Origin of the sequence: Pseudidiomarina marina (genome assembly GCF_003987045.1) — a bacterium.
In the GTDB taxonomy this organism is placed as follows: Bacteria; Pseudomonadota; Gammaproteobacteria; order Enterobacterales; family Alteromonadaceae; genus Pseudidiomarina; species Pseudidiomarina marina.
Genome location: NZ_PIPZ01000002.1, coordinates 558,809 through 577,803 on the forward strand (window position 1 = coordinate 558,809; position 18,995 = coordinate 577,803).

19 protein-coding genes are annotated in these 18,995 nt (G+C 47.0%); 10 read left to right on the plus strand and 9 right to left on the minus strand.

The genetic code is table 11. The annotated features are described in order from the left end of the window. The first annotated feature begins 2 nt into the window (after positions 1–2). Entirely contained in the window at positions 3–479 is a 477-nt protein-coding gene (locus tag CWI76_RS08405; protein ID WP_198678589.1) for a hotdog fold domain-containing protein, read from the plus strand. Here CWI76_RS08405 and CWI76_RS08410 read toward each other — a convergent pair. Then, complete coding sequence (locus CWI76_RS08410) at positions 476–1,042, minus strand: gamma-glutamylcyclotransferase (protein WP_126759879.1); 567 nt, start codon at positions 1,040–1,042, stop codon at positions 476–478. The two genes, CWI76_RS08405 and CWI76_RS08410, sit on opposite strands and share 4 nt — an antisense overlap. Before the next feature lie 47 nt (positions 1,043–1,089). Here CWI76_RS08410 and CWI76_RS08415 point away from each other — a divergent pair, with 47 nt between their 5' ends. Further along, positions 1,090–1,551 (plus strand): methyltransferase family protein, encoded by a 462-nt coding sequence (locus CWI76_RS08415; protein ID WP_126759880.1) that lies wholly within the window; start codon positions 1,090–1,092, stop codon positions 1,549–1,551. Positions 1,552–1,603: 52 nt separating this feature from the next. Continuing rightward, entirely contained in the window at positions 1,604–4,168 is a 2,565-nt protein-coding gene (locus CWI76_RS08420; RefSeq protein WP_126759881.1) for an EAL domain-containing protein, read from the plus strand. Between the two features lie 6 nt (positions 4,169–4,174). On the opposite strand, the gene CWI76_RS08425 is transcribed toward CWI76_RS08420, so the two are convergent. Next, the gene (locus tag CWI76_RS08425) at positions 4,175–5,659 is read right to left on the minus strand and encodes a PH domain-containing protein (protein ID WP_198678590.1); all 1,485 of its coding nucleotides are present in this window, start codon (positions 5,657–5,659) and stop codon (positions 4,175–4,177) included. Then, the gene (locus CWI76_RS08430) at positions 5,652–6,146 is read right to left on the minus strand and encodes a PH domain-containing protein (RefSeq protein ID WP_157980820.1); all 495 of its coding nucleotides are present in this window, start codon (positions 6,144–6,146) and stop codon (positions 5,652–5,654) included. Before CWI76_RS08430 ends, CWI76_RS08425 begins: the two co-directional genes overlap by 8 nt. Before the next feature lie 80 nt (positions 6,147–6,226). Here CWI76_RS08430 and CWI76_RS08435 point away from each other — a divergent pair, with 80 nt between their 5' ends. After that, entirely contained in the window at positions 6,227–6,907 is a 681-nt protein-coding gene (locus CWI76_RS08435) for a type 1 glutamine amidotransferase domain-containing protein (RefSeq protein WP_126759884.1), read from the plus strand. 64 nt (positions 6,908–6,971) lie between these two features. Here CWI76_RS08435 and CWI76_RS08440 read toward each other — a convergent pair whose 3' ends face one another. Beyond that, complete coding sequence (locus tag CWI76_RS08440) at positions 6,972–7,376, minus strand: DUF4168 domain-containing protein (RefSeq protein WP_126759885.1); 405 nt, start codon at positions 7,374–7,376, stop codon at positions 6,972–6,974. Between the two features lie 158 nt (positions 7,377–7,534). Here CWI76_RS08440 and CWI76_RS08445 point away from each other — a divergent pair, with 158 nt between their 5' ends. After that, entirely contained in the window at positions 7,535–8,866 is a 1,332-nt protein-coding gene (locus CWI76_RS08445) for a sensor histidine kinase (RefSeq protein ID WP_241967990.1), read from the plus strand. After that, on the plus strand, positions 8,866–10,233 hold the full coding sequence (locus CWI76_RS08450) for a sigma-54-dependent transcriptional regulator (RefSeq protein WP_126759887.1): 1,368 nt from the start codon (positions 8,866–8,868) through the stop codon (positions 10,231–10,233). Before CWI76_RS08445 ends, CWI76_RS08450 begins: the two co-directional genes overlap by 1 nt. Here the strand turns inward: CWI76_RS08450 and CWI76_RS08455 are convergent. Continuing rightward, complete coding sequence (locus CWI76_RS08455) at positions 10,217–12,205, minus strand: TonB-dependent receptor family protein (protein ID WP_126759888.1); 1,989 nt, start codon at positions 12,203–12,205, stop codon at positions 10,217–10,219. The two genes, CWI76_RS08450 and CWI76_RS08455, sit on opposite strands and share 17 nt — an antisense overlap. Positions 12,206–12,207: 2 nt before the next feature. After that, on the minus strand, positions 12,208–13,344 hold the full coding sequence (locus CWI76_RS08460; protein WP_126759889.1) for a PQQ-dependent sugar dehydrogenase: 1,137 nt from the start codon (positions 13,342–13,344) through the stop codon (positions 12,208–12,210). Positions 13,345–13,478: 134 nt separating this feature from the next. Between CWI76_RS08460 and CWI76_RS11630 the strand changes: the two genes are divergently transcribed. After that, positions 13,479–13,904, plus strand: coding sequence for a hypothetical protein (locus CWI76_RS11630; RefSeq protein WP_198678591.1), 426 nt, complete (start codon positions 13,479–13,481; stop codon positions 13,902–13,904). Positions 13,905–13,935: 31 nt separating this feature from the next. Here the strand turns inward: CWI76_RS11630 and CWI76_RS08470 are convergent, their stop codons facing one another. Then, a complete protein-coding gene (locus CWI76_RS08470) occupies positions 13,936–14,850 on the minus strand; it encodes a hydrogen peroxide-inducible genes activator (RefSeq protein WP_126759890.1) in 915 nt (304 codons plus the stop codon). Positions 14,851–15,036: 186 nt separating this feature from the next. On the opposite strand from CWI76_RS08470, the gene CWI76_RS08475 reads away from it, so the two are divergent. From CWI76_RS08475 to CWI76_RS08485, 3 genes are all read left to right on the plus strand, one after another. Beyond that, positions 15,037–15,588, plus strand: coding sequence for a peroxiredoxin (locus CWI76_RS08475; RefSeq protein ID WP_126759891.1), 552 nt, complete (start codon positions 15,037–15,039; stop codon positions 15,586–15,588). A 79-nt stretch (positions 15,589–15,667) separates the two neighbouring features. Then, positions 15,668–16,195: a carboxymuconolactone decarboxylase family protein gene (locus tag CWI76_RS08480; RefSeq protein WP_092858213.1), complete on the plus strand. Its 528-nt coding sequence runs from the start codon at positions 15,668–15,670 to the stop codon at positions 16,193–16,195. A 256-nt stretch (positions 16,196–16,451) separates the two neighbouring features. Continuing rightward, the gene (locus CWI76_RS08485; RefSeq protein ID WP_126759892.1) at positions 16,452–17,687 is read left to right on the plus strand and encodes a Zn-dependent hydrolase; all 1,236 of its coding nucleotides are present in this window, start codon (positions 16,452–16,454) and stop codon (positions 17,685–17,687) included. Here the strand turns inward: CWI76_RS08485 and CWI76_RS08490 are convergent. Both CWI76_RS08490 and CWI76_RS08495 read right to left on the minus strand, forming a co-directional pair. Continuing rightward, a complete protein-coding gene (locus tag CWI76_RS08490) occupies positions 17,684–18,310 on the minus strand; it encodes a response regulator (RefSeq protein WP_126759893.1) in 627 nt (208 codons plus the stop codon). The two genes, CWI76_RS08485 and CWI76_RS08490, sit on opposite strands and share 4 nt — an antisense overlap. Further along, a complete protein-coding gene (locus CWI76_RS08495; RefSeq protein WP_198678592.1) occupies positions 18,307–18,906 on the minus strand; it encodes a sensor histidine kinase in 600 nt (199 codons plus the stop codon). Before CWI76_RS08495 ends, CWI76_RS08490 begins: the two co-directional genes overlap by 4 nt. Positions 18,907–18,995 lie beyond the last annotated feature (89 nt).

The window sequence follows — 18,995 nt, forward strand, 5'->3', positions numbered from 1 at the left end:
TCATGACTGATAATTACTTGTTGAAGCTTTACCATAAAACATTGAAGTACCCATTTGGGCGCGCATTGTTTTCGCGCATGTTTGCCGCAAAAGCACCTTACTTTAAAACCATTAAGCCGACCATTGAAGTGTTAGAGCCGAATCACTGCGTGCTGACATTTAGAAAACGTAAGGCGGTGGCGAATCATATTGGTACCGTGCATGCCATAGCACTGTGTAATGGTTTAGAAATGGCGATGGGAGCATTAGCGGAGGCAACTATTCCAAAGCATTTGCGTTGGATTCCAAAAGGTATGCAGGTGAACTATACCGCGAAAGCCGACAGTGACATTCGAATTGTTGCGAAAAGCGATCCGGCCGCTTGGCAAGTTGGTGATTTACCGGTATCCGTGCAAGGCTTTCGAGCCGACGGGACCATGGTGATTGAAGGCACGATCACGATTTACGTTTCAGAAAAGCCGGCGAAGAAACAAGCCTAAACCTGTTCTTTTAGCGCCGCCTCAATGGCGAATACATGGTCATCGTGTTCGCCTAATTCTCGCAAGGCATCAGCCAGTTTGAGTAAATACTCGTCATTTGGGCCTCTCGGCCCTTCTGAACGTGCAATATGCGCTGCAATTTCCGTTTCCGGTGCTTCGCCTAAAAAGGCTTCGTTATCTGGGCCGGCTACATAGACTAAGCCGCTGACCGAACCTGAGCCGTCCAACCACTCGAACTCGGTGAAAATGCGCAAGTAACCATTTTTTTCCCGATGATCAAGGTGGGCGAACACATCGGGCGTGACTTCATAGGCCATACCGGCGCATACTGCGTCTGGCGTTTCAATTAATGTCGCAACGCGGCCCGGTGCCTCAGGGGTGCCACGATGATCATGAGAACCTTGCCAAAAGCGCCGTAACCAGCCATGAATTTTTGCAGGGCGGCGTTGTATGTATGGGAAATCCGCTTTATAAATCAGTGAGCCATAGCCAAATAACCAGACCGACTCAAGGTGGTCTAGTGGCTGACGTTGTTGATTCAGTGCAATGGTATTGTGCGACATAACAATGCGAATTTTATCAAATTTGACAGCGAATAAGGAGTGCTAACATGCGCTCATTAGAATTAAAAATACCACCCGTGATTATCGTGCTTGTGATTGCGGGGCTGATGGCACTGACGTCTCGTTTATTGCCGATGGACCCGTGGCATTTTACCGATGCCAAAGCGCTTGCATTTGCTCTTGTCACAGCTGGCGCATTTATTGCCGTAGCAGGTGTGATTGCGTTTCGCCAAGCGAAAACCACCGCTAACCCGATGAATCCAGATGCCGCTAGCAGTTTGGTGATCAATGGCATTTATCGATTTACACGTAATCCAATGTATTTGGGTTTTCTATTGGCACTTGCTGGTTGGGGCGTGTGGCTAGCGAATTTGCCAGCAATATTTTGGTTAATCATCTATATTTTATACATAAACCAGTTTCAAATTATTCCAGAAGAGCGCATTCTTGAGGAAAAATTCGGCGATGATTTTATCGCCTATCGAAAACAGGTTCGGCGCTGGTTTTAATTAAAAATCACTGCTATACCTTTAACTTAATTCATAAAATAAGGTTAATTGCTTGCGAAATTTTTGGGGATTTTGTCTTGCGATTATTGCTAGCCTCGCAGTTGCACAGACGGCGGTTGCACAACCATTGACATTGCGTGTTGGAGTGTATGAAAACCCTCCAAAACTATTGCTCAACAACGGGCAAGTTTCCGGAATCTTTGGTGATTTAATCCTGCAGATAGCGAGCCAAGAGGGTTGGCGGATTGAAGCCGTACCCTGTACTTGGAATGAGTGTCTACAGTTCTTGCAACGCGGCGATATCGATTTAATGCCTGATGTTGCCTTGAATACTGAGCGCGACGAAACCTTGTTGTTTCATGAAACGCCTTTCTTGCACTCTTGGTCACAGCTTTATGGCAAGCGCACATTGAAAGTCACTACCTTGTTAGATTTAGACAAGGTGCGAATAGCTGTGCTCGAGAACTCCATTCAAGAAAGCTATTTGTCGGATATCACCCAAAACTTCGGACTTGATGTCACCTTAATTCCCGTCTCTTCGTTTGATGAGGGCTTTCAGGCTGTTCTAACTAATCGCGCCGAAGCGGTAGCAGCGAATCACCTATATGGCGATATTAAAGCACGTGATTTAGGCTTAGAGCCGACGCCAGTGATGTTTCAGCCAGCCCGTCTGTTTGTTGTGGCATCACAACCCGAAATGCAGCCTATTCTCAACACGATTGACGTTTACTTGCAGACGTGGCAACAAGATCCGCAATCGCCATTGTATGTTACGTTGAAAAAATGGCGGGCGAATATTGGCGATGCTGAACCGTTTCCGTGGGCTCTTGTTATTGGTCTTATCAGTGCTTTGCTCCTGGTTGTTGGCGTTTCGTTGCTCTTGCGTAAACGGATAAAACAACGCACGTTAGAGCTAGTACATAGCGAGCTCAAGCTCAATACCATTCTCGATTCGGTTGAAGCTTATATCTTCATCAAAGATCGCGAACTGCGCTACCAATATGCAAATAAGAAAGTTTGTGATTATTTAGGAACGACACCGAAACAAATCATTGGCCAAACCGATGCGATGTTCTTTGATGCGGAAACTTGTGCGCATTTGCGTGAAAACGACCTTCGTGTAATTGAAGAAGGGCTTCGTGTGTCGGATGAGGAAGATAATGTAACCAAAAACGGTGACATTCGTCATTTTTTATCTGTGAAAATACCATTGCAGGATGCACAAGGGAAAATTTATGCCTTATGCGGTATTTCCACCGATATCACCGAACATATTCATATTAAAGAATCACTCAATCAGCTTGAGTATTATGACAGCACCACCGGTCTCGCGAACCGGAAATTGCTATTACAAAACCTCGAGCATGCAGTGACGAGTGCACAACGTACAGGCTACGAAGGCGCATTGGTTGCGATTGATCTTACTCACTTCACCATCATTAATGAAACCTTTGGCCATGTTGCAGGCGATAAGCTTCTCCAAGAAGTTGCACAGCGTATACGGGCGCGTATTGATGAAACGGATACAGCAGCACGTTTAGGTTCCGATGATTTTTTGGTGATTTTAGAAGATATAAGTCAAGATCCGGATCAGGCCGTCATGGCGGTGCGCAATTGGGCTCGGGAGGTTCTTGACTCTCTGGCACAGCCATACGAACTTGGTGATATTAAGCATTCAACCACGGCGAGTATTGGTATCACCATGTTTTCTGATAACCCTGACAATGTTGCTGGGTTATTGAAAAGTGCAGATCTCGCAATTTCGGAAGCCAAAGCGCAGGGCGGCGGGTCCATTCGTTTCTTTAACCCCACCATGCAAGAAACCATTAGTCGGCGAATGTTGATTGAATCTGCACTGCGCCGCGCGGTTCAGCATCAAGAGTTGGAAGTTTATTTACAACCACAGGTGAACGAGCACGGTGAAGTGATTGCGGGCGAATTGCTGTTACGCTGGACAGATCCTGATTTAGGTGCGATTTGTCCTGCTGAGTTTATTCCGATTGCCGAGGCAAGCGGTTTAATTATTCCTATCGGAACTTGGGTGATTGAGCAGGCCTGTCGTACGTTACGTGATTGGCAACAGATCGATGCACTTAAGCATATTCCGTTAGCCGTAAACATTAGTCCGCACCAATTCCGTCACGGCGGTTTTGTGGCTCAAGTTGAACACTGTTTACGTGAAGCGCATCTTCCAGAAGGGCTACTAGAACTTGAAATAACGGAAGGAATGCTAATCGACAATATTGATGCCACAGTGAAGCGGATGTGCAAACTCGGCGATCTTGGTGTTCGCTTTTCATTGGATGACTTCGGAACGGGTTATGCGTCGTTAGCGTACTTGAAGAAATTACCGTTGTATCAGTTAAAAATCGATCAGTCATTTGTACGCGATATGCTCAGTGATGCAAATGACGAAGTGATTACCAAAACCATTATTGGCTTGGCAGAAAACCTGAATTTCTCAGTGATTGCCGAGGGCGTCGAAACCGTGAAGCAACTCGAGCACTTGAAGGTGCTCGGTTGTAAAAAATTCCAAGGTTATTTGTTTGGCAAGCCGGCGCCCATAATTGAGTGGCAACAACGATTAATGGCGAGCTCCACGGTTACTATTGAATAAACGTCATTACATCCAGCGTTGATGATTCGAACCAATCATGCTGGCCCATTCACGTTGCATCGCTAGTGCCGAACTTACTGGCTGATACTTGATAACTTCCGGTCCGGCGGCGGTATGTACGAACACATCCGCATAACCGAGAAGGCGAAGCCACGGCGATTGGTACACGTCAATTTGCTGTGCTTTATGCAGTGGATACCAATTCTCTTTGCGTCCAAACACACCACGTTTAATTGCCAGCCAACCGTTACTGATGGTAAATCCATAGTTGCGCCAGCGCGCGATGGCGTAGCCTTGAATAGCCAGCCACAGCAACGCCGCAGTGAAGAAACCGTTCATTAACGGAACGTCGTTCGCATAGGTCACGAGTAATACGGTTGGTGCAATCAGCGCAATCCAAAACGATGGATTCAATAAGGCAATAAAACTGATACCCTGCCAATCTAAGTCGCCGCTTCGCGGCAACTTCAACCAACCACATAATTCTGTCACTAAGTGTTGCGTTAGCACGGGTAGCACAAAGGATGCGCTTCCTGATTGCTGTTGTGCATGTGCTGAGGGCTGTAACTGACTCACTCGAATACTGAAACGTTTTAATAGGCGTCCGCGGAAATTTTGGCGTAGTTGCACGCGTTGTAACTTTTGATAGCGAAAACTCACGGTTCGAATGGTAAATAAACCTGAACGAGCCTGATAACGCTCGTTTAAGATACTGAAATGCAGATTGTAGTAACGAATCAGCGTCACGCCGACAGCGAGGATAAATAATACTGCCAACGCGGCAACGGCCAGTCCAATGTTGAGCCACAAGCTTTCTTCCAAAAATGAAACGTTGGCCTCAAGCCAAGGTACGAGGCGTTCTTCCAACATATCGGTTTGCGAAAGCGGGTAAATTAATACGGCCAGTAGCACGAAAATCTTATTATCCATAATACCGGCACGAACAATTTCGCTCATGGAAAATGTGAGTTCGGTTTCTGCCGGCGCTTCGGTTTGCTCGCGATCAGCAACGGTATTTTCAGTCGTTGCTTTAGCGGATGCCGTTTGTGCTAGCATGCGTTGCCGAAGATCTTGTGCCAAGTTGAAAGGCAACCCAGGAATTTCGACTTCTTTTCCTGCTGAACCGGCACTATCAACACGCAATATCACCAAATCAAACGGCCGAAAATACCAGCTCTGATCAAGTTCAGCTTGTTGAATACGTTCATACTTTAAGGTCAGGCTCTTTTTACCAAATACACCGGTACGCAGGTGTACTGCATCATCGGCAAGGGCATATAGAAAGAAGTGATGATTTAAAAAAGCACTGACAACAATGAACACCAGATAACCGCCGATTACTGCATAAGGTAACCAGTCGCTATTACTGACGAATATTGCGGCCAGTACGGGGATAAAATTGGTGATGTTGCGCACTAGATTGCGTACTTCTTTGGCGATAAAAAAGCCAATAGTAAGAATAGGCGTACGCTGCCACACGAGCTCAGTCATGGCTGGCATCTTCTATCGGTTCTTCGGCAATGGTATTCACCAGTGATGCTTTCATCTGCTCAGCATCGCTTAATTTTAAACCAGGAATACTCAAATCAGCGCCGCCACTTCCTGCCGTGTACAGGGTTAAATGGGCTAGGCCCAGCATGCGTTCAATGAACCCTTGGCGAACTTCTACGTGCTGAATGCGATTTAATGGCACGGCTCGGGTCAGTCGCCACAATGCACCGCGTCGCAAGTACATGGCTTCGTTAGAATCGGCATAGGCGGTGAATTGGAAGCGCCGCGATGACCAGAACAAACCAAAAAATAGTGTCAGTACAGCCCACGGTACTCCTAGCCAAAGTGGGTTCGGCAACAACTCGGTAGAAGGCACAAAAACATAAATACCTATGGCGATAAGTGCCAAAATACTCATATCGATTAACACAATAATTTGCAGATAAGTTTTGTAGCTCGGCTCAACCGGCTTCCACGCTATAGCCATGTGATCTGTTCCTACCTTGAAAAAGTATGTTTTAGCATCCATGTAACCTTAACACGAAGCAAAAAAATAGGAGCAAGCTCATGAAAATTTTAATGGTACTTACCTCACACGAGCAGCTCGGTGACAGTGGCCATAAAACAGGCTTTTGGGCGGAAGAATTTGCAGCGCCCTACTATGCCTTTAAAGATGCTGGCGCTGAAGTCGTGTTAGCCAGCCCGAAGGGCGGGCAACCCCCCATTGATCCGAACAGTGAACAAAGTGATGCTCAAACTAACGCAACGGTACGTTTGTTTGAAGATGAAGCGGCGATGGAGCAACTTGCCAACACGCTCAAATTGAGCGAAGTGACAGCCGATAAATTCGACGCTATTTTCTATCCGGGTGGTCATGGACCATTGTGGGATTTAAGCCAAGATCCATTATCAATCGGCCTCATTCAGCAGTTTTGGGAGCAAGATAAGCCAGTCGCTGCAGTTTGCCATGCGCCTGCCGTATTGGTGAATGCGAAAACGCCAGCTGGCCATCCGATTGTGAAAGGCCGAAAAGTGAGCGGTTTCACCAACAGCGAAGAGGCTGCGGTGGGCTTAACTGATGTTGTGCCATTTTTACTAGAAGATAAGTTGAAAGAACTTGGCGGTTTGTATGAAAAGGTCGATGACTGGAAACCTTATGCGGTTGTCGATGGTAACCTCATTACCGGCCAGAACCCTGCTAGCTCTGAGGCTGTTGCCGAGGCGCTACTGAAAAAATTAAAGCATTAAAATAAGACCAATAAAAAAGCCACCGCAAGGTGGCTTTTTTATTGCAAAGTGTTGATTAAATAACTTATTCAGTCATTTCTTGTAAGCGTGCACGTAACTCTTCATCTTGCTGCACACGCTGTACAATCGCGTTGTATTCCTGCGGTGAAAGACCTGAATCGTTCACAGCAGCAACCATTTCTTCTTGCGCTTTACGCTGAATCTCTTGTGCTTCTTCAGCATCTTCAGCGCTTTGGAAACGCTCTGAATATTTGTTACTGATTTCTTGCACGTTGTTCATCGCAACAACGAAACTCTCTAACATGCCATCAGTTAACTCGATGTCTTGCTGTTGTTGCATCATTTGCTCTTGTTGAGCTTGTGCTTGACCTTGCTGTTGCTGTTGCTGTTGGGCAACCGCTGTTGCACTGACAACAGATGCACTAGCAAAAAGAGCAGTTAGGGTTAAAGCTGTCATTGTTTTACGCATAGATTTATCTCCTATTTTGAGTTCACTAGGAGAGTTGCAAGCCCCGTGCCAACTTTCCATGCTTTATAACATTATGAAAAATAAAGATATTTAAATATTCTTCGAAATTCAAAATACAAATATGTATAATAATGTCACATGTGTCGATTGGGGTTAATGTGACAAAAAGATACAGAAACTGGTTTTTGCAAGGCGATAGCGTTCAGAAAACGCTGACGTTTTATGTGATGTTACCGCTACTTGCGCTATCTGGCATTGCCATTGGGATCGGTCTTGAACGTGCGGCCGTATTTCAAGACCAACGCCTGCGTGATGACCTGGAGTTGGTCGGACGCGCCATTCACGTACCGGTCAGTGACGCACTCATTCGGGGAGATATCAGTGCGGTTCAAGCCGGCTTAGATTCGGTTTTTGAAATTGGCCGTGTTTACGGCGCCTCGGTATATGATACGAAAGGCATGATGGTGGCCTCAGCAGGAGTAACCGAACGCGATCTCTCTGAAAGCTTACTAGCCGAACAAGTCATTTTAACGGGTGAAACACAAGACAGCTATCGGGAAGTAGCGGGTCGAGATGTGTTTTCTCAGTTTGTTCCGATTCATGACCGAGGTGGTCAAATCATTGGGTTCATGCAACTTAATCGACGTGCCCAAGACTTTGATAATGCCTTTACGCAACTCGCTCGCATTGCTTGGGGAACATGGCTGGTGTTGGCTGCTGCAACCGCAGCCATCTTAGTCTTTGGTCATTATCGTGGTGTGAATCGTTATGTGGCACAAAAACTCGAGCAACAGCGCCGTGAGCAAGAAAAAATGGTCGCGATAGGTCAGGTATCTAGTGGTGTAGCGCATGAGTTAGGTGCACCACTCACGGTCATTGATGGTCGTGCGAAGCAATTGATGAAACGCCATTCCGATGAAGAATCGCAACGACAACTGAATGCAATTCGAGGACAGGTACAGCGGCTTACCAAAATGGTGAAGCAGTTGCTGGCGTTCAGTCGTACGCCAGTCTCAGAGAAACAACAACAACCATTACGCGATATTATTGAACAAGCCTGCCAAAGTATCTCCTATGAGCAAAGCTTGCAAGGCCCTGAACTGAAGGTCACTTTGCCGGAAAAAGATGTGCAAGTAGAAGCCGATAATCAGCGCTTAGAGCTGGCATTAGTCAATATTTTACGCAACGCCCTGCAAGCGGCCGAAAGTGAGGTCGATGTTTGGGTTGAAGCCAATGCTAACGCCATCACGATAAACGTTCGTGATGACGGTGCTGGACTTCCTCAACATGTGACACAAGACGAGCTACTAAAACCATTCACAACGACCAAACAAATTGGTGAAGGCACAGGGCTTGGTTTAGCGCTAGTAAGTTATATTGTGGCTGATCATCAAGGCCAGTTGAAACTTGCCAATGCAACGTCAGCAAATTCGAAGAGCAGCGGCTGTGTGGCATCGCTTTCACTACCTCGTGCGAAAGGACGTTCATAATGCGTAACATCGATATTCACATTGCGGTTGTCGAGGATGACCCAGGTTTACGCGATTTGTTGCAAGAGGAGCTTGAAAGTGCGGGTTACCGGGTATCCGTATTTACTCAAGCAGAAGCCTACCTCGATGACGAGGCGGTGCATTCAAGCCATCTTGTTGTCAGCGATATTCGATTACCCGGCATGAGTGGGCTGGATTTACTCGCCCATTTGCAGCAGCAATCCAGTTCGCCACCATTAATTTTGATCACAGCGTTTGGCACCGTCGATCAAGCGGTCGATGCGCTAAAACACGGGGCTGATGACTTCTTGACAAAGCCGCTCGATCTTGAGCATTTGCTGGTTAGTGTCGAGCGAGTGTTAACCTTTCATCAATTGCGCTCTGAAGTTGAGCATTATCGTCAATCGCAGCAACAAACCCACCAAGGGCCAGCGGGAATTATTGGCAGTAGTCGTGTAATGCGTACTTTATATGACGAGATAGATCGCATTGCACCGGTTGAAGGCGCCGTTCTGATATTGGGCGAGAGTGGTACCGGCAAAGAACTCGTCGCACAAGCGTTGCATCAACAAAGCCAGCGCGCCGACGGGCCCTTTTTAGCAGTGAATTGTGCAGGCATTCCGGCTGAACTTCTTGAGAGTGAATTTTTTGGTCATGCGGCAGGCGCCTTTACCGGGGCCCAAAAAGCCCGCGCTGGTCTTCTTAAAGAAGCGCATGGTGGCACTTTATTACTCGACGAAATTGGTGAGATGCCGCTGGCATTGCAAGCCAAGCTATTACGTGTGCTACAGGAGGGTAAAATGCGCCCTGTAGGTAGTGATCATGAGGTCGAAGTAGACGTTCGTATTTTAGCGGCAACCCATCAGAATCTCGAAGCGAAAGTAAAAGATAAAAGTTTTCGCGAAGATTTGTTTTATCGCCTTGAAACTTTTAGCGTGAAGGTGCCACCGCTACGCCATCGCGGCGATGATATTGCGTTGTTGGCTGAACACTTTATTCAAGCCGTGAATCGGCAACAGAATAAGCAGGTGAAAGGATTATCAGACGAGGCCCAAGAATTATTCTTTGCGTATAACTTTCCTGGCAACGTGCGCGAATTGCAAAATGCGGTTGAGCGTGCGGTGACGTTTTGCGATGGTGACTGGATAAAGCCAGAGCACTTACCAGCGAGAATGCAAACATCAGTAACGGATGAGGTTACCGACGCGGCATCAGCATCGACTCAACAGTGGCCTTCTTTGGATGATTTACAAGCGGATTACGTTCGAAAGGTGTTAGCGCACACAAAAGGAAATAAACAACAAGCGGCGCGAATTCTCGGAATCACACGCCGCACATTGTATCGTTGGCTTACCAACGACGATTAAACTGCACACCAAATTGTAATTCGCGGCCGACGCCGGGCTCAAATGCTCGGCCGTTACCTTGATTCACTACCACCGAACCCACGTAAGTTTCGTCGGTAAAGTTATGCAAGTTTAGCCACGGGCTCACTTGCCAGTCACCCAGTACATAGGAACCGCGCCAGTTTAAGTGCCAGAGGGTATGGCTTGGGGCTATCACGTCATTAGAATCGGTGGCGGCGACATCACCACGATACTCAGTGATTAAACTGAGGCGTTGTTGCGGCCGGTAGTTCCAGTCGAGCTGACTGTAAATCTGCTGCTCGGCTACGCCAGGCAAACGCGCACCACTTGCATACTCTGCGCTCAGTAAGGTTGCCGCACTGCGCCACTGCCATTGGTCATGCATCAACCAATTCACCTCGAGCTCAACCCCGTCGCGTTTCGTCAAACCAGCGTTGGTATAGGTTGTACGGCCGTCGATGCTTTGATCAACCACAATCTCATCAGTTGTATCGATGCCAAAAGCTGTTAGTTGTGCTTGCACGGTCAGAGTTTGCCATTTTACGCCAATTTCCCACTGTTGGTTGTATGCGGCACCAAGATTGGTATTAAGACCAGTTTCAGTGTTGCTATAAGCCATTTCGGTCAGCGTGGCTGTTTCAAAGCCATTACCGCGGGCAGCAAACACCGACCACTGCCCAGATAACGCATAATTGGCACCCAGACTCCAACTCCAAGCGTGTTGGCGTTGCTCGCCACTATCATCAGGGTTTTCTGCCACGATGAAATAATCATCCACGGCGAAGTCAACTTCACTGTAGCGAAGTCCGCCAAGCAGCGTTAGCTGTTCGCTTGGCTGCCAATCCCAGAGAGTATAAACCGCTTGCTGAGTTACCTCACCGAGTTCGTTGCGGCGCAAATCACCGCGTTCGCCGAAATTATTGGTGTAACCAAAGCGCCGATCATCTTGTTCTGCGTGATGAATGCCAAACGTTGTTGTTAATGGGGTAGCAAGCGACCAATCGTAATCGTAGCTCGCATCAATACCAATAAAGCTACGTCGTAAGTCAATCACTGACCCAGAGCCCCGGATATCGGTGCCAGGAAAAGGCAAATACTGCTCAATTTCGCGCCAGCCCTTCCAAGTGCTCACATGCCAGCCATCGGTGCTACGCAGCGACACAGATGCCTGCTGATGGTGAATGTTTTTGCGTGTGTTGAAGCGCATTGCACCGGCAAAGGTCTGGGTTGGGTCAGCCAGCCAATCCTCCGGCGTCAGCGAACCGGGATCTTGCAAAAAAGGCGCATAGTTATCATCTAAGCGCACAATCATTTCAATCGAATCAGTTACATCGTGATACCAACGTAATGCGAGTTGATCACGTTCTGCACGGTTATGTTCACGCGGACCATCGGTTCGCAACCGAGTACCGGTTAATCGTACTGCGTTGCCATCGGTTACCCATTCACCTTGCACCAGTTGGCGTTGGGTTGCGTTATCACCAAACATGGCATCGAAACGTAGCCCAGAACTATCAGGATGTTCGCTAAACCATTGAATCATACCGCCGGCGCTGTTGCCGTAAATGGTTGCTAATGGTCCGCGAATTATCTGAACGTTCTGCGGCTCGTCTAAAAGAATACTCGACGTTTGCGCTTGACCATCTGGCATGGTCAATGGAATGCCATCGAGTTGCAAGATAACGCCACGCACACCAAATGCTGAGCGAGCGCCAAAACCACGTAGCGTGATACGAGTATCCTGTGCATAGTTCGCCCGCGAGTCAGCTTGCACGCCGGCTAAGCCTTTGAGTAACTCGGCAGCATCAATACGCAACCCCGAAGGTTGGTCGTCAACGTTGCGATTGCTCACCGAAGCAGGTGTTTCAAGCGCCGTCCGTGGACGACTTTGGTTCACCACAATGACTTCATCAACAGCAACGCTGGCCGAAGCCAGCGTTGATAAAACCAGTAAGTGACTACTTACAAACATAGTTATTCCGCAGGTTTGATTTGAATGAGTTGACCAGCGCGATCGTCGGTAATCAGATAAATATAACCATCTGGACCTTGTTCAATATCGCGAATACGTTGTTTCACGGCATCCTCGAACAAAGTTTCTTCGTGCATCACACGATCACCTTCAAGATCAAGACGGGCTACGTGCGAACCCTTCAATGCGGCGACTAGCAAATCCCCTTGCCAAGCGGGAAATTGATCGCCGGTGTAGAAAATCATGTTGGATGTTGCAATAGAAGGAACCCAGTAGTAATGCGGTTGCACAGTGCCTTCAACGTGCGTTTCATCGCTGATGATACTGCCATCGTAATCGACGCCATAGGTTGCAATTGGCCAACCGTAGTTCTTTCCAGCATCAGGAATGTTGATTTCATCACCACCTTTTGGTCCGTGCTCAACAGTCCACAATTTGCCCGTGGTTGGGTGAATGGCTGCGCCTTGCACGTTACGATGTCCGTACGACCAAATTTCAGGAAGCGCATCGTCTTTACCAACAAACGGATTATCGGCTGGAACGCTGCCATCTGGCTTTATACGAACCACTTTGCCGTGATGATTATCAAGCGTTTGTGCATCATCCATGGCTGAATAGCGGTCGCCAAGGGTGATGAAGAGGTGACCATCTGGGGCAAATACCAAACGTGAACCAAAGTGAGCGCCACTTTTATACTTCGGCGCACCACGGAAAATTACTTTGCCGTCGGTTAACCCATTGTCTGATAATTTAGCACGCATTACTGCGGTGCTAGTTCCTTCGCCACCAGCCGGGTCAGCCTCTGAATAGCTGATGTAAACAAACTGGTTATCGGCAAAGTTCGGGTCGACGGCCACATCAAGTAATCCGCCTTGGCTTTTATCAACCACCGACGGAACGCCGCTTAATGCGTCGCTTACCGCTCCGTCGCGCGTTACACGACGCAACGTGCCTGATTTTTCGGTCACTAACAGCTCACCTGATGGCAAAAATGCCATACCCCATGGTTTATTTAATTTGTCCGTAATGGTGTTCACAGAAACCTTGTGACGCTCTGTTGAAACCGTCTCTGCAGCTGCGTTCGTAGCATTCAAGGCTAACGCCGCTGTGATACTAACGGCTAGTAATTTGCGTAACATAAGGTGCTCCTTTCATTGATCATTTACGAATCTTTACTAGTGTAAATATAAATTAAATTGAATTTTGGATTGCTTTTTTTTCGCTACACTTCATTTATTACAGGAAATTAACACGCCCATTCAAGGAGGCAGTGATGGTAAATTTCAAGCGTAACACACTTAAAGCAGCGGTCTTGATTTTAACTACTTTACATCTTAGTGCATGCGGCACTATTTTGTATCCAGAGCGTAAAGGTCAAGTGAGCGGCAAGATCGATCCGGGCGTTGCTGCATTGAATGGTATTGGATTACTGTTCTTCTTAGTACCAGGTGTGATTGCATTCGCCGTCGATTTCTCGAATGGCACGATTTACCTACCTGGTACGGCCGCAACGGATGATGATTCCGGTGTACGTGTTGTGCATACAGGTAAAAATTTGACACCAGATCAACTACAAGCACTGATTTCGGCGGAAGTTGGTGAGCCCGTTGACCTGACCCAAGCTGAAGTGCGCGCTGAAAAAGCACCAAACCAAGCCAGTATTGGTCCTCGCTTGAGTGAACTGCGCACCGCACCTTAGTTTAAAAATCCCGTCCGATAATTCAGAGCCGCTATTTCAGTAGCGGCTCTGGCAATAACTCAGCAATGCATTCAGCTAACTTACGAAACGTGGTACGGCGATTCGTCGTCGGTCGATAAATCAGGCCAATCTCTCGCGATGCTTGTTGCCCACTCGGTTGCAATGCAACCAAATCGGTACCGTTTAAAATTCCACGGTCAATTGCCATTTGCGGAATAAAGGTCGCGCCAAGCCCAGCATCAGCCATTTGCACCAAGCTATGTAAGCTCGTTGCTGTAAACGGGTTTATCTTACTTGAATCAGCCAGTTCACAGGCCGATACCGCATGACCGGTTAAGCAGTGCTCTTTTTCCAACAAGAAAATAGAATTGTCAGGTAACTGATTATATTGCACCGGCTCAGCGAGCTTTTCCGCCAAACTTGAATGCATCACTAACTTGAACGGGTCACGCCCGAGCACATAACTTTGATTGCCTTGTAAGTCGACAGGTAGCGCCAGCACCAGCACATCAAGTTCGCCGTTACGTAGCAAATTTAGCAAATTCACCGTGGTGTCTTCGCGAATGCTTAATTGCAGCTTGGGATGATCGGCTTTTAGCTTCTTGGTCAAATCACCTAGCAGGAACGGTGCGATGGTTGGAATGCAACCAAGGCGTAATGGGCCTTCCATGATTTTTCCTTGGCTTTGGGCGAAATACAGTAACTCTTCGGTTGAGGTAAGAATTTGGCGCGCTTGCTCCACCACCTCTTCACCCATGCCGGTGAACAAAAATGACTTATGATCACGTTCAATCAACTGACATCCCAGTTGCTCTTCAAGGTTTTGAATGCCACTACTCAAAGTTGACTGACTGACGTTGCACGCCTGCGCTGCGCGATTGAAGTTCTGATGCTGGTGTAATGCCAGCAAATAGCTCAGATTTTTTAAGCTAGGTAGTTTGCTCATCTCGTGCCTCACCGTGGCTATTTGAATAAAACAAATTTATGTTCAATTAGTATTTCCGATTATGTTAATCCGTTTTATTCGTTTTAACAAATTTAATCGAGCCCCTATTATTGTCTGCGAGCTGAGGCGACAAGCCTCAACAACTTTAGTTTTCCAGTTAGTCTGTCCAACAAGGAGACAAGCAATATGTTAACAGTAGGCGATAAATTACCAGAATTTGAAGTAGTCGGCGTAAAACCTGGTTTTAACATGCCAGAAGAAAACGGCGAAAGCGCTTTTGAGACGATTACCAACGATAGCTTCGAAGGTAAGTGGAAAATTATCTTCTTCTATCCAAAAGATTTTACGTTCGTATGCCCAACTGAAATTGTTGAGTTTGCGAAATTGAACGAAGAATTCGCTGACCGTGATGCGGTTGTGTTAGGCGGCAGCACCGACAACGAATTCGTGAAATTAGCATGGCGTCGTGAACACCCAGATTTGAAGAGCTTGAACCAGTGGTCATTCGCGGATAACGGCGTGAAATCTTTAGTTGATGGTTTGGGCGTTCGTGATGCAGTTGAAAACGTTGCCTTGCGTGCCACCTTCGTTGTTGACCCGCATGGCGTTATTCAACACGTGTCAGTCAACAACTTGAACGTAGGCCGTAACCCAGCAGAAGTACTGCGTATTCTTGACGGTTTGCAAACCGACGAATTGTGTCCATGTAACCGCGCAGTAGGCGGCGACACCCTGTAAGTAGACATCACATCCCCCACAAATAGGTGATGTCTTTAGGTGCCGCGAAAGCGGCACCTTTTTTAAGCGGAGGATTTTTATGAGCATTGCAGATTACAAACAAGGTTTGGGCGACCACGGTAAAGATACCAAACTCAACTTGTCGAATATTTTCGGTAATGTCGACACTTCGGGTATGACCGCGACCCAATTCTACGGCACAGCCTTATCACTAGCTTATTCAATTGGCGATAACGAGTTAATTGACGCAGTAAAAGCTGAAGCCGAGGGCAAAATTGAAGCAAACGTTGATGGAGCGGCAAAATTAGCTGCAACCCTGATGGCAATGAACAACGTTTACTATCGTTTCTTGCATTTGTGCACCGACAAGCAGTTCAGCAAATTGCCAGCTGGCTTGCGCATGAATGGCATGGCAAACCCAGGCGTTGATAAAGCTGATTTCGAACTGTACTCATTGGCAGTATCAGCATTGAACGGCTGTGGAATGTGCATCGACTCACACGTTGGTGTATTGCTGAAACATGATATTTCAGCTCAAGTGATTCAAAACTCGATTAAAATGGCAGCGGTATTGAACGCTGCAGCAACCGCGAAACGCATTGCTTAATTTTAATCGCCTGATGTCACTTACTTGTCACACTAGCGCATTATAGTGTGCTCAACTTCCCTGAGATCTGGTTGTTCTCTTCTCGCCCGGCTTCCGCCGGGCTTTTTTTTGTCAAAAAAACGTTACTCGTTATTCGTTATTGGTTATTCGAGAAAGACAAACCCGAATTAAATAAAACTTTCGTGACCTTCTATACTCTAATCAGTGAATAACGAATAACGAATAACGAATAACGAATAACGAATAACGGGGTTCTATGGTTATCAACGGAGAACGACTAAAAGCAAACTTACTAGAACTTGCCAAAATAGGCTACAACGAACAAGACCGCGGCATGTACCGCATTGGCTTTACTGATGCCGATATGCAAGGGCGCCGTTGGCTGCAAGATAAAGCCAAACAAGCGGGCTTACAAACCTACATGGATGGCGCCGGCAACGTGTTTTTTGGTCGCGGCGACCGCGATAAACCCGTCATTTTAATGGGCTCTCATATTGATACGGTTCCCGCTGGCGGTGTCTTTGACGGGGCACTAGGCGTCATGGCCGCATTGGAAGTCATCGAAACCATTAATGAACAACAACCTGATATTGAAACACCTATTTGGGGCGTTGCCACTGCTGAGGAGGAAGGGCGCTTTGGCGGTATGTTGGGTGCGCAGGCTATTTCTGGTTGCTTAAATCCGGATTGGTTACTCTCAGCGCATGATGCCGATAATGTGTACTTGAAAGATGCAATGGCATCACAAGGACTCGACGTCATGCAAGCCCTTGATGCGGCTTGGCGACCGGAGCAATTAAAAGGTTTCGTTGAGCTACACATTGAACAGGGGCCGGTGCTGTTTCAACGTGAACTGCAAATTGGTGTAGTGGAAGGTATTTCTGGGGTGTTTAAGTGGATAGTTCACCTGAAAGGGAAAGCTGATCACGCTGGTACTGCACCAATGGATATGCGCAGCGATGCGTTTATGGGGCTTGCCGATTTCGCTCATGAAATTGAGCGGATTATCGATGAAAATGGTACCGACAAAACCCGTATCACCGTGGGAAAAGTTGAGCTGAAGCCAGGTCATCCACATACAGTACCAGGAGAAGCAATTTTCACCATCGTCGGGCGTGACATGGATGAAGGCATAATGAAAGAGCTCGCCAATGCTTGTCGTAAAACCCTCTCAGCAATAGCTCGCCGCCACCGTTTGATGTTTGAGTATGAGCAAGTCAGTTGGCTCTCGCCAAAGCCATGTTCTGAGCCTCTGACTGATCTGATTGAGAAGCAGGTTAAACAACGCGGCTACAGTTATACACGTATGCCGAGCGGCGCTGGGCATGACACTCAATTTCTCAGTGAAATAACGCATGCAGGACTCATCTTTATTCCGTCAATCAACGGTGTGAGTCACGCGCCTGATGAGTGGTCGCACTGGCGCGATGTTGAAGCTGGCACGAATGTCCTTCTCGACACTGTCATAGCGATGTCAAAAGAATCATTTTAGGGTTCAAGCAACCCATTTTTGGCGGCAAAATGAATAAGTTCAATTGTGGATGCTACGTTCAATTTTTTGAAGATATTACTGCGGTGGTTTTCGATAGTTTTCGCTGACAGCGAGAGTAGTTGCGAAATTTGCTTACTACTGCGTCCTGCAACGACTAAATAAAAAATTTCCCGTTCGCGCCGGGTTAATCCTTCCATTGGGTTGGTAGATGAAGGTAATCTCTCCGATAGTTGATCGCTGGTGTTAGGAAAATAAGATTTACCAGCTGCAACTTCTTGTATCACTTGAATGAGTTGCTCAGAAGGAGCGTCTTTTTGAATGTAAGCCCGTGCACCGGCTAATTTCACAGCTTCAACATATTCAGGTTCACTATGCATACTTAGAATGATGATCTTGCTTTGTGGTCGATAATGAAGGAGTTTCTCAAGTGCCGCAAAACCATTCATTTTTGGCATTGAAATATCCATTAGAATGATATCCGCGGGTGCTTTTAATGCGGTCTCAACTAGCTCTGCACCGTCACCACACTCATATTCGATAGTGAATAATCCTGTCGCTTTTAAGGTCGTTGCAATGGCTTGCCGCACCATGGTGTGATCATCAGCCAGAATAAGTGAAATCATAGGTCGGCAAGCTCGGATAGTTGCTGATAAGGTAATAATAGGCTGATTTCACAACCGCTTTGTGGTTTTGATTTTATATTTAAGGTTGCACCGCAAGCTAAAGCTCTATCTTTTAGACTTTGCAAACCGATGCCGCGGGCAACTGCCTTTGCATCAAATCCAATACCATCATCTTTAATTTTTAAGGCTATACCTTGAGACGTTTCGATTATTTTCGTATCGACCTGATTTGCTTGCGAGTGCTTTAAAATATTCACGAAAGATTCTTGCGCAACCCTAAAAAGTAATAAGCTGACAGCATTTGGAAGTTTAATTGTGACATCGTAACGGCTCTGCAACCGCACTCCAGTTGGCTGCAGTAGCTGTCGATTGAGCCACGCAAGAGCGCGCTCCAAACCCAGATCAAAGAGAATCGTTGGATGCATAATACGTGAAAGGTTTCTGGTACTTTCGATAACTTGTAGTAACCCTTCTTGTATTTGTTTCAGCTGCGGGTTTTGCAATGAATCGATTTGAGCCCGCAAAGCGATAAGCTGCTGACCAATATCATCATGTAGTTCGCGCGCGAAGTAGGCTCTCTCTTGTTCTTGTTGCACCCACAATCTTTTCGCTAGGCCAAGCATAGCATGATGTTCGTAATCAAGTTGCTGTTGAAGCAAACGCTGCTGTTCTTGAACTTGAGCAA

Bases quoted from the DNA above. Each gene is read 5' to 3' on its own strand.
- CWI76_RS08405 (WP_198678589.1), top strand. From the start codon at position 3: ATGACTGATAATTACTTGTTGAAGCTTTACCATAAAACATTGAAGTAC.
- CWI76_RS08410 (WP_126759879.1), bottom strand. From the start codon at position 1,042: ATGTCGCACAATACCATTGCACTGAATCAACAACGTCAGCCACTAGAC.
- CWI76_RS08415 (WP_126759880.1), top strand. From the start codon at position 1,090: ATGCGCTCATTAGAATTAAAAATACCACCCGTGATTATCGTGCTTGTG.
- CWI76_RS08425 (WP_198678590.1), bottom strand. From the start codon at position 5,659: ATGACTGAGCTCGTGTGGCAGCGTACGCCTATTCTTACTATTGGCTTT.
- CWI76_RS08430 (WP_157980820.1), bottom strand. From the start codon at position 6,146: ATGGCTATAGCGTGGAAGCCGGTTGAGCCGAGCTACAAAACTTATCTG.
- CWI76_RS08435 (WP_126759884.1), top strand. From the start codon at position 6,227: ATGAAAATTTTAATGGTACTTACCTCACACGAGCAGCTCGGTGACAGT.
- CWI76_RS08440 (WP_126759885.1), bottom strand. From the start codon at position 7,376: ATGCGTAAAACAATGACAGCTTTAACCCTAACTGCTCTTTTTGCTAGT.
- CWI76_RS08450 (WP_126759887.1), top strand. From the start codon at position 8,866: ATGCGTAACATCGATATTCACATTGCGGTTGTCGAGGATGACCCAGGT.
- CWI76_RS08455 (WP_126759888.1), bottom strand. From the start codon at position 12,205: ATGTTTGTAAGTAGTCACTTACTGGTTTTATCAACGCTGGCTTCGGCC.
- CWI76_RS08460 (WP_126759889.1), bottom strand. From the start codon at position 13,344: ATGTTACGCAAATTACTAGCCGTTAGTATCACAGCGGCGTTAGCCTTG.
- CWI76_RS11630 (WP_198678591.1), top strand. From the start codon at position 13,479: ATGGTAAATTTCAAGCGTAACACACTTAAAGCAGCGGTCTTGATTTTA.
- CWI76_RS08470 (WP_126759890.1), bottom strand. From the start codon at position 14,850: ATGAGCAAACTACCTAGCTTAAAAAATCTGAGCTATTTGCTGGCATTA.
- CWI76_RS08475 (WP_126759891.1), top strand. From the start codon at position 15,037: ATGTTAACAGTAGGCGATAAATTACCAGAATTTGAAGTAGTCGGCGTA.
- CWI76_RS08480 (WP_092858213.1), top strand. From the start codon at position 15,668: ATGAGCATTGCAGATTACAAACAAGGTTTGGGCGACCACGGTAAAGAT.
- CWI76_RS08485 (WP_126759892.1), top strand. From the start codon at position 16,452: ATGGTTATCAACGGAGAACGACTAAAAGCAAACTTACTAGAACTTGCC.
- CWI76_RS08490 (WP_126759893.1), bottom strand. From the start codon at position 18,310: ATGATTTCACTTATTCTGGCTGATGATCACACCATGGTGCGGCAAGCC.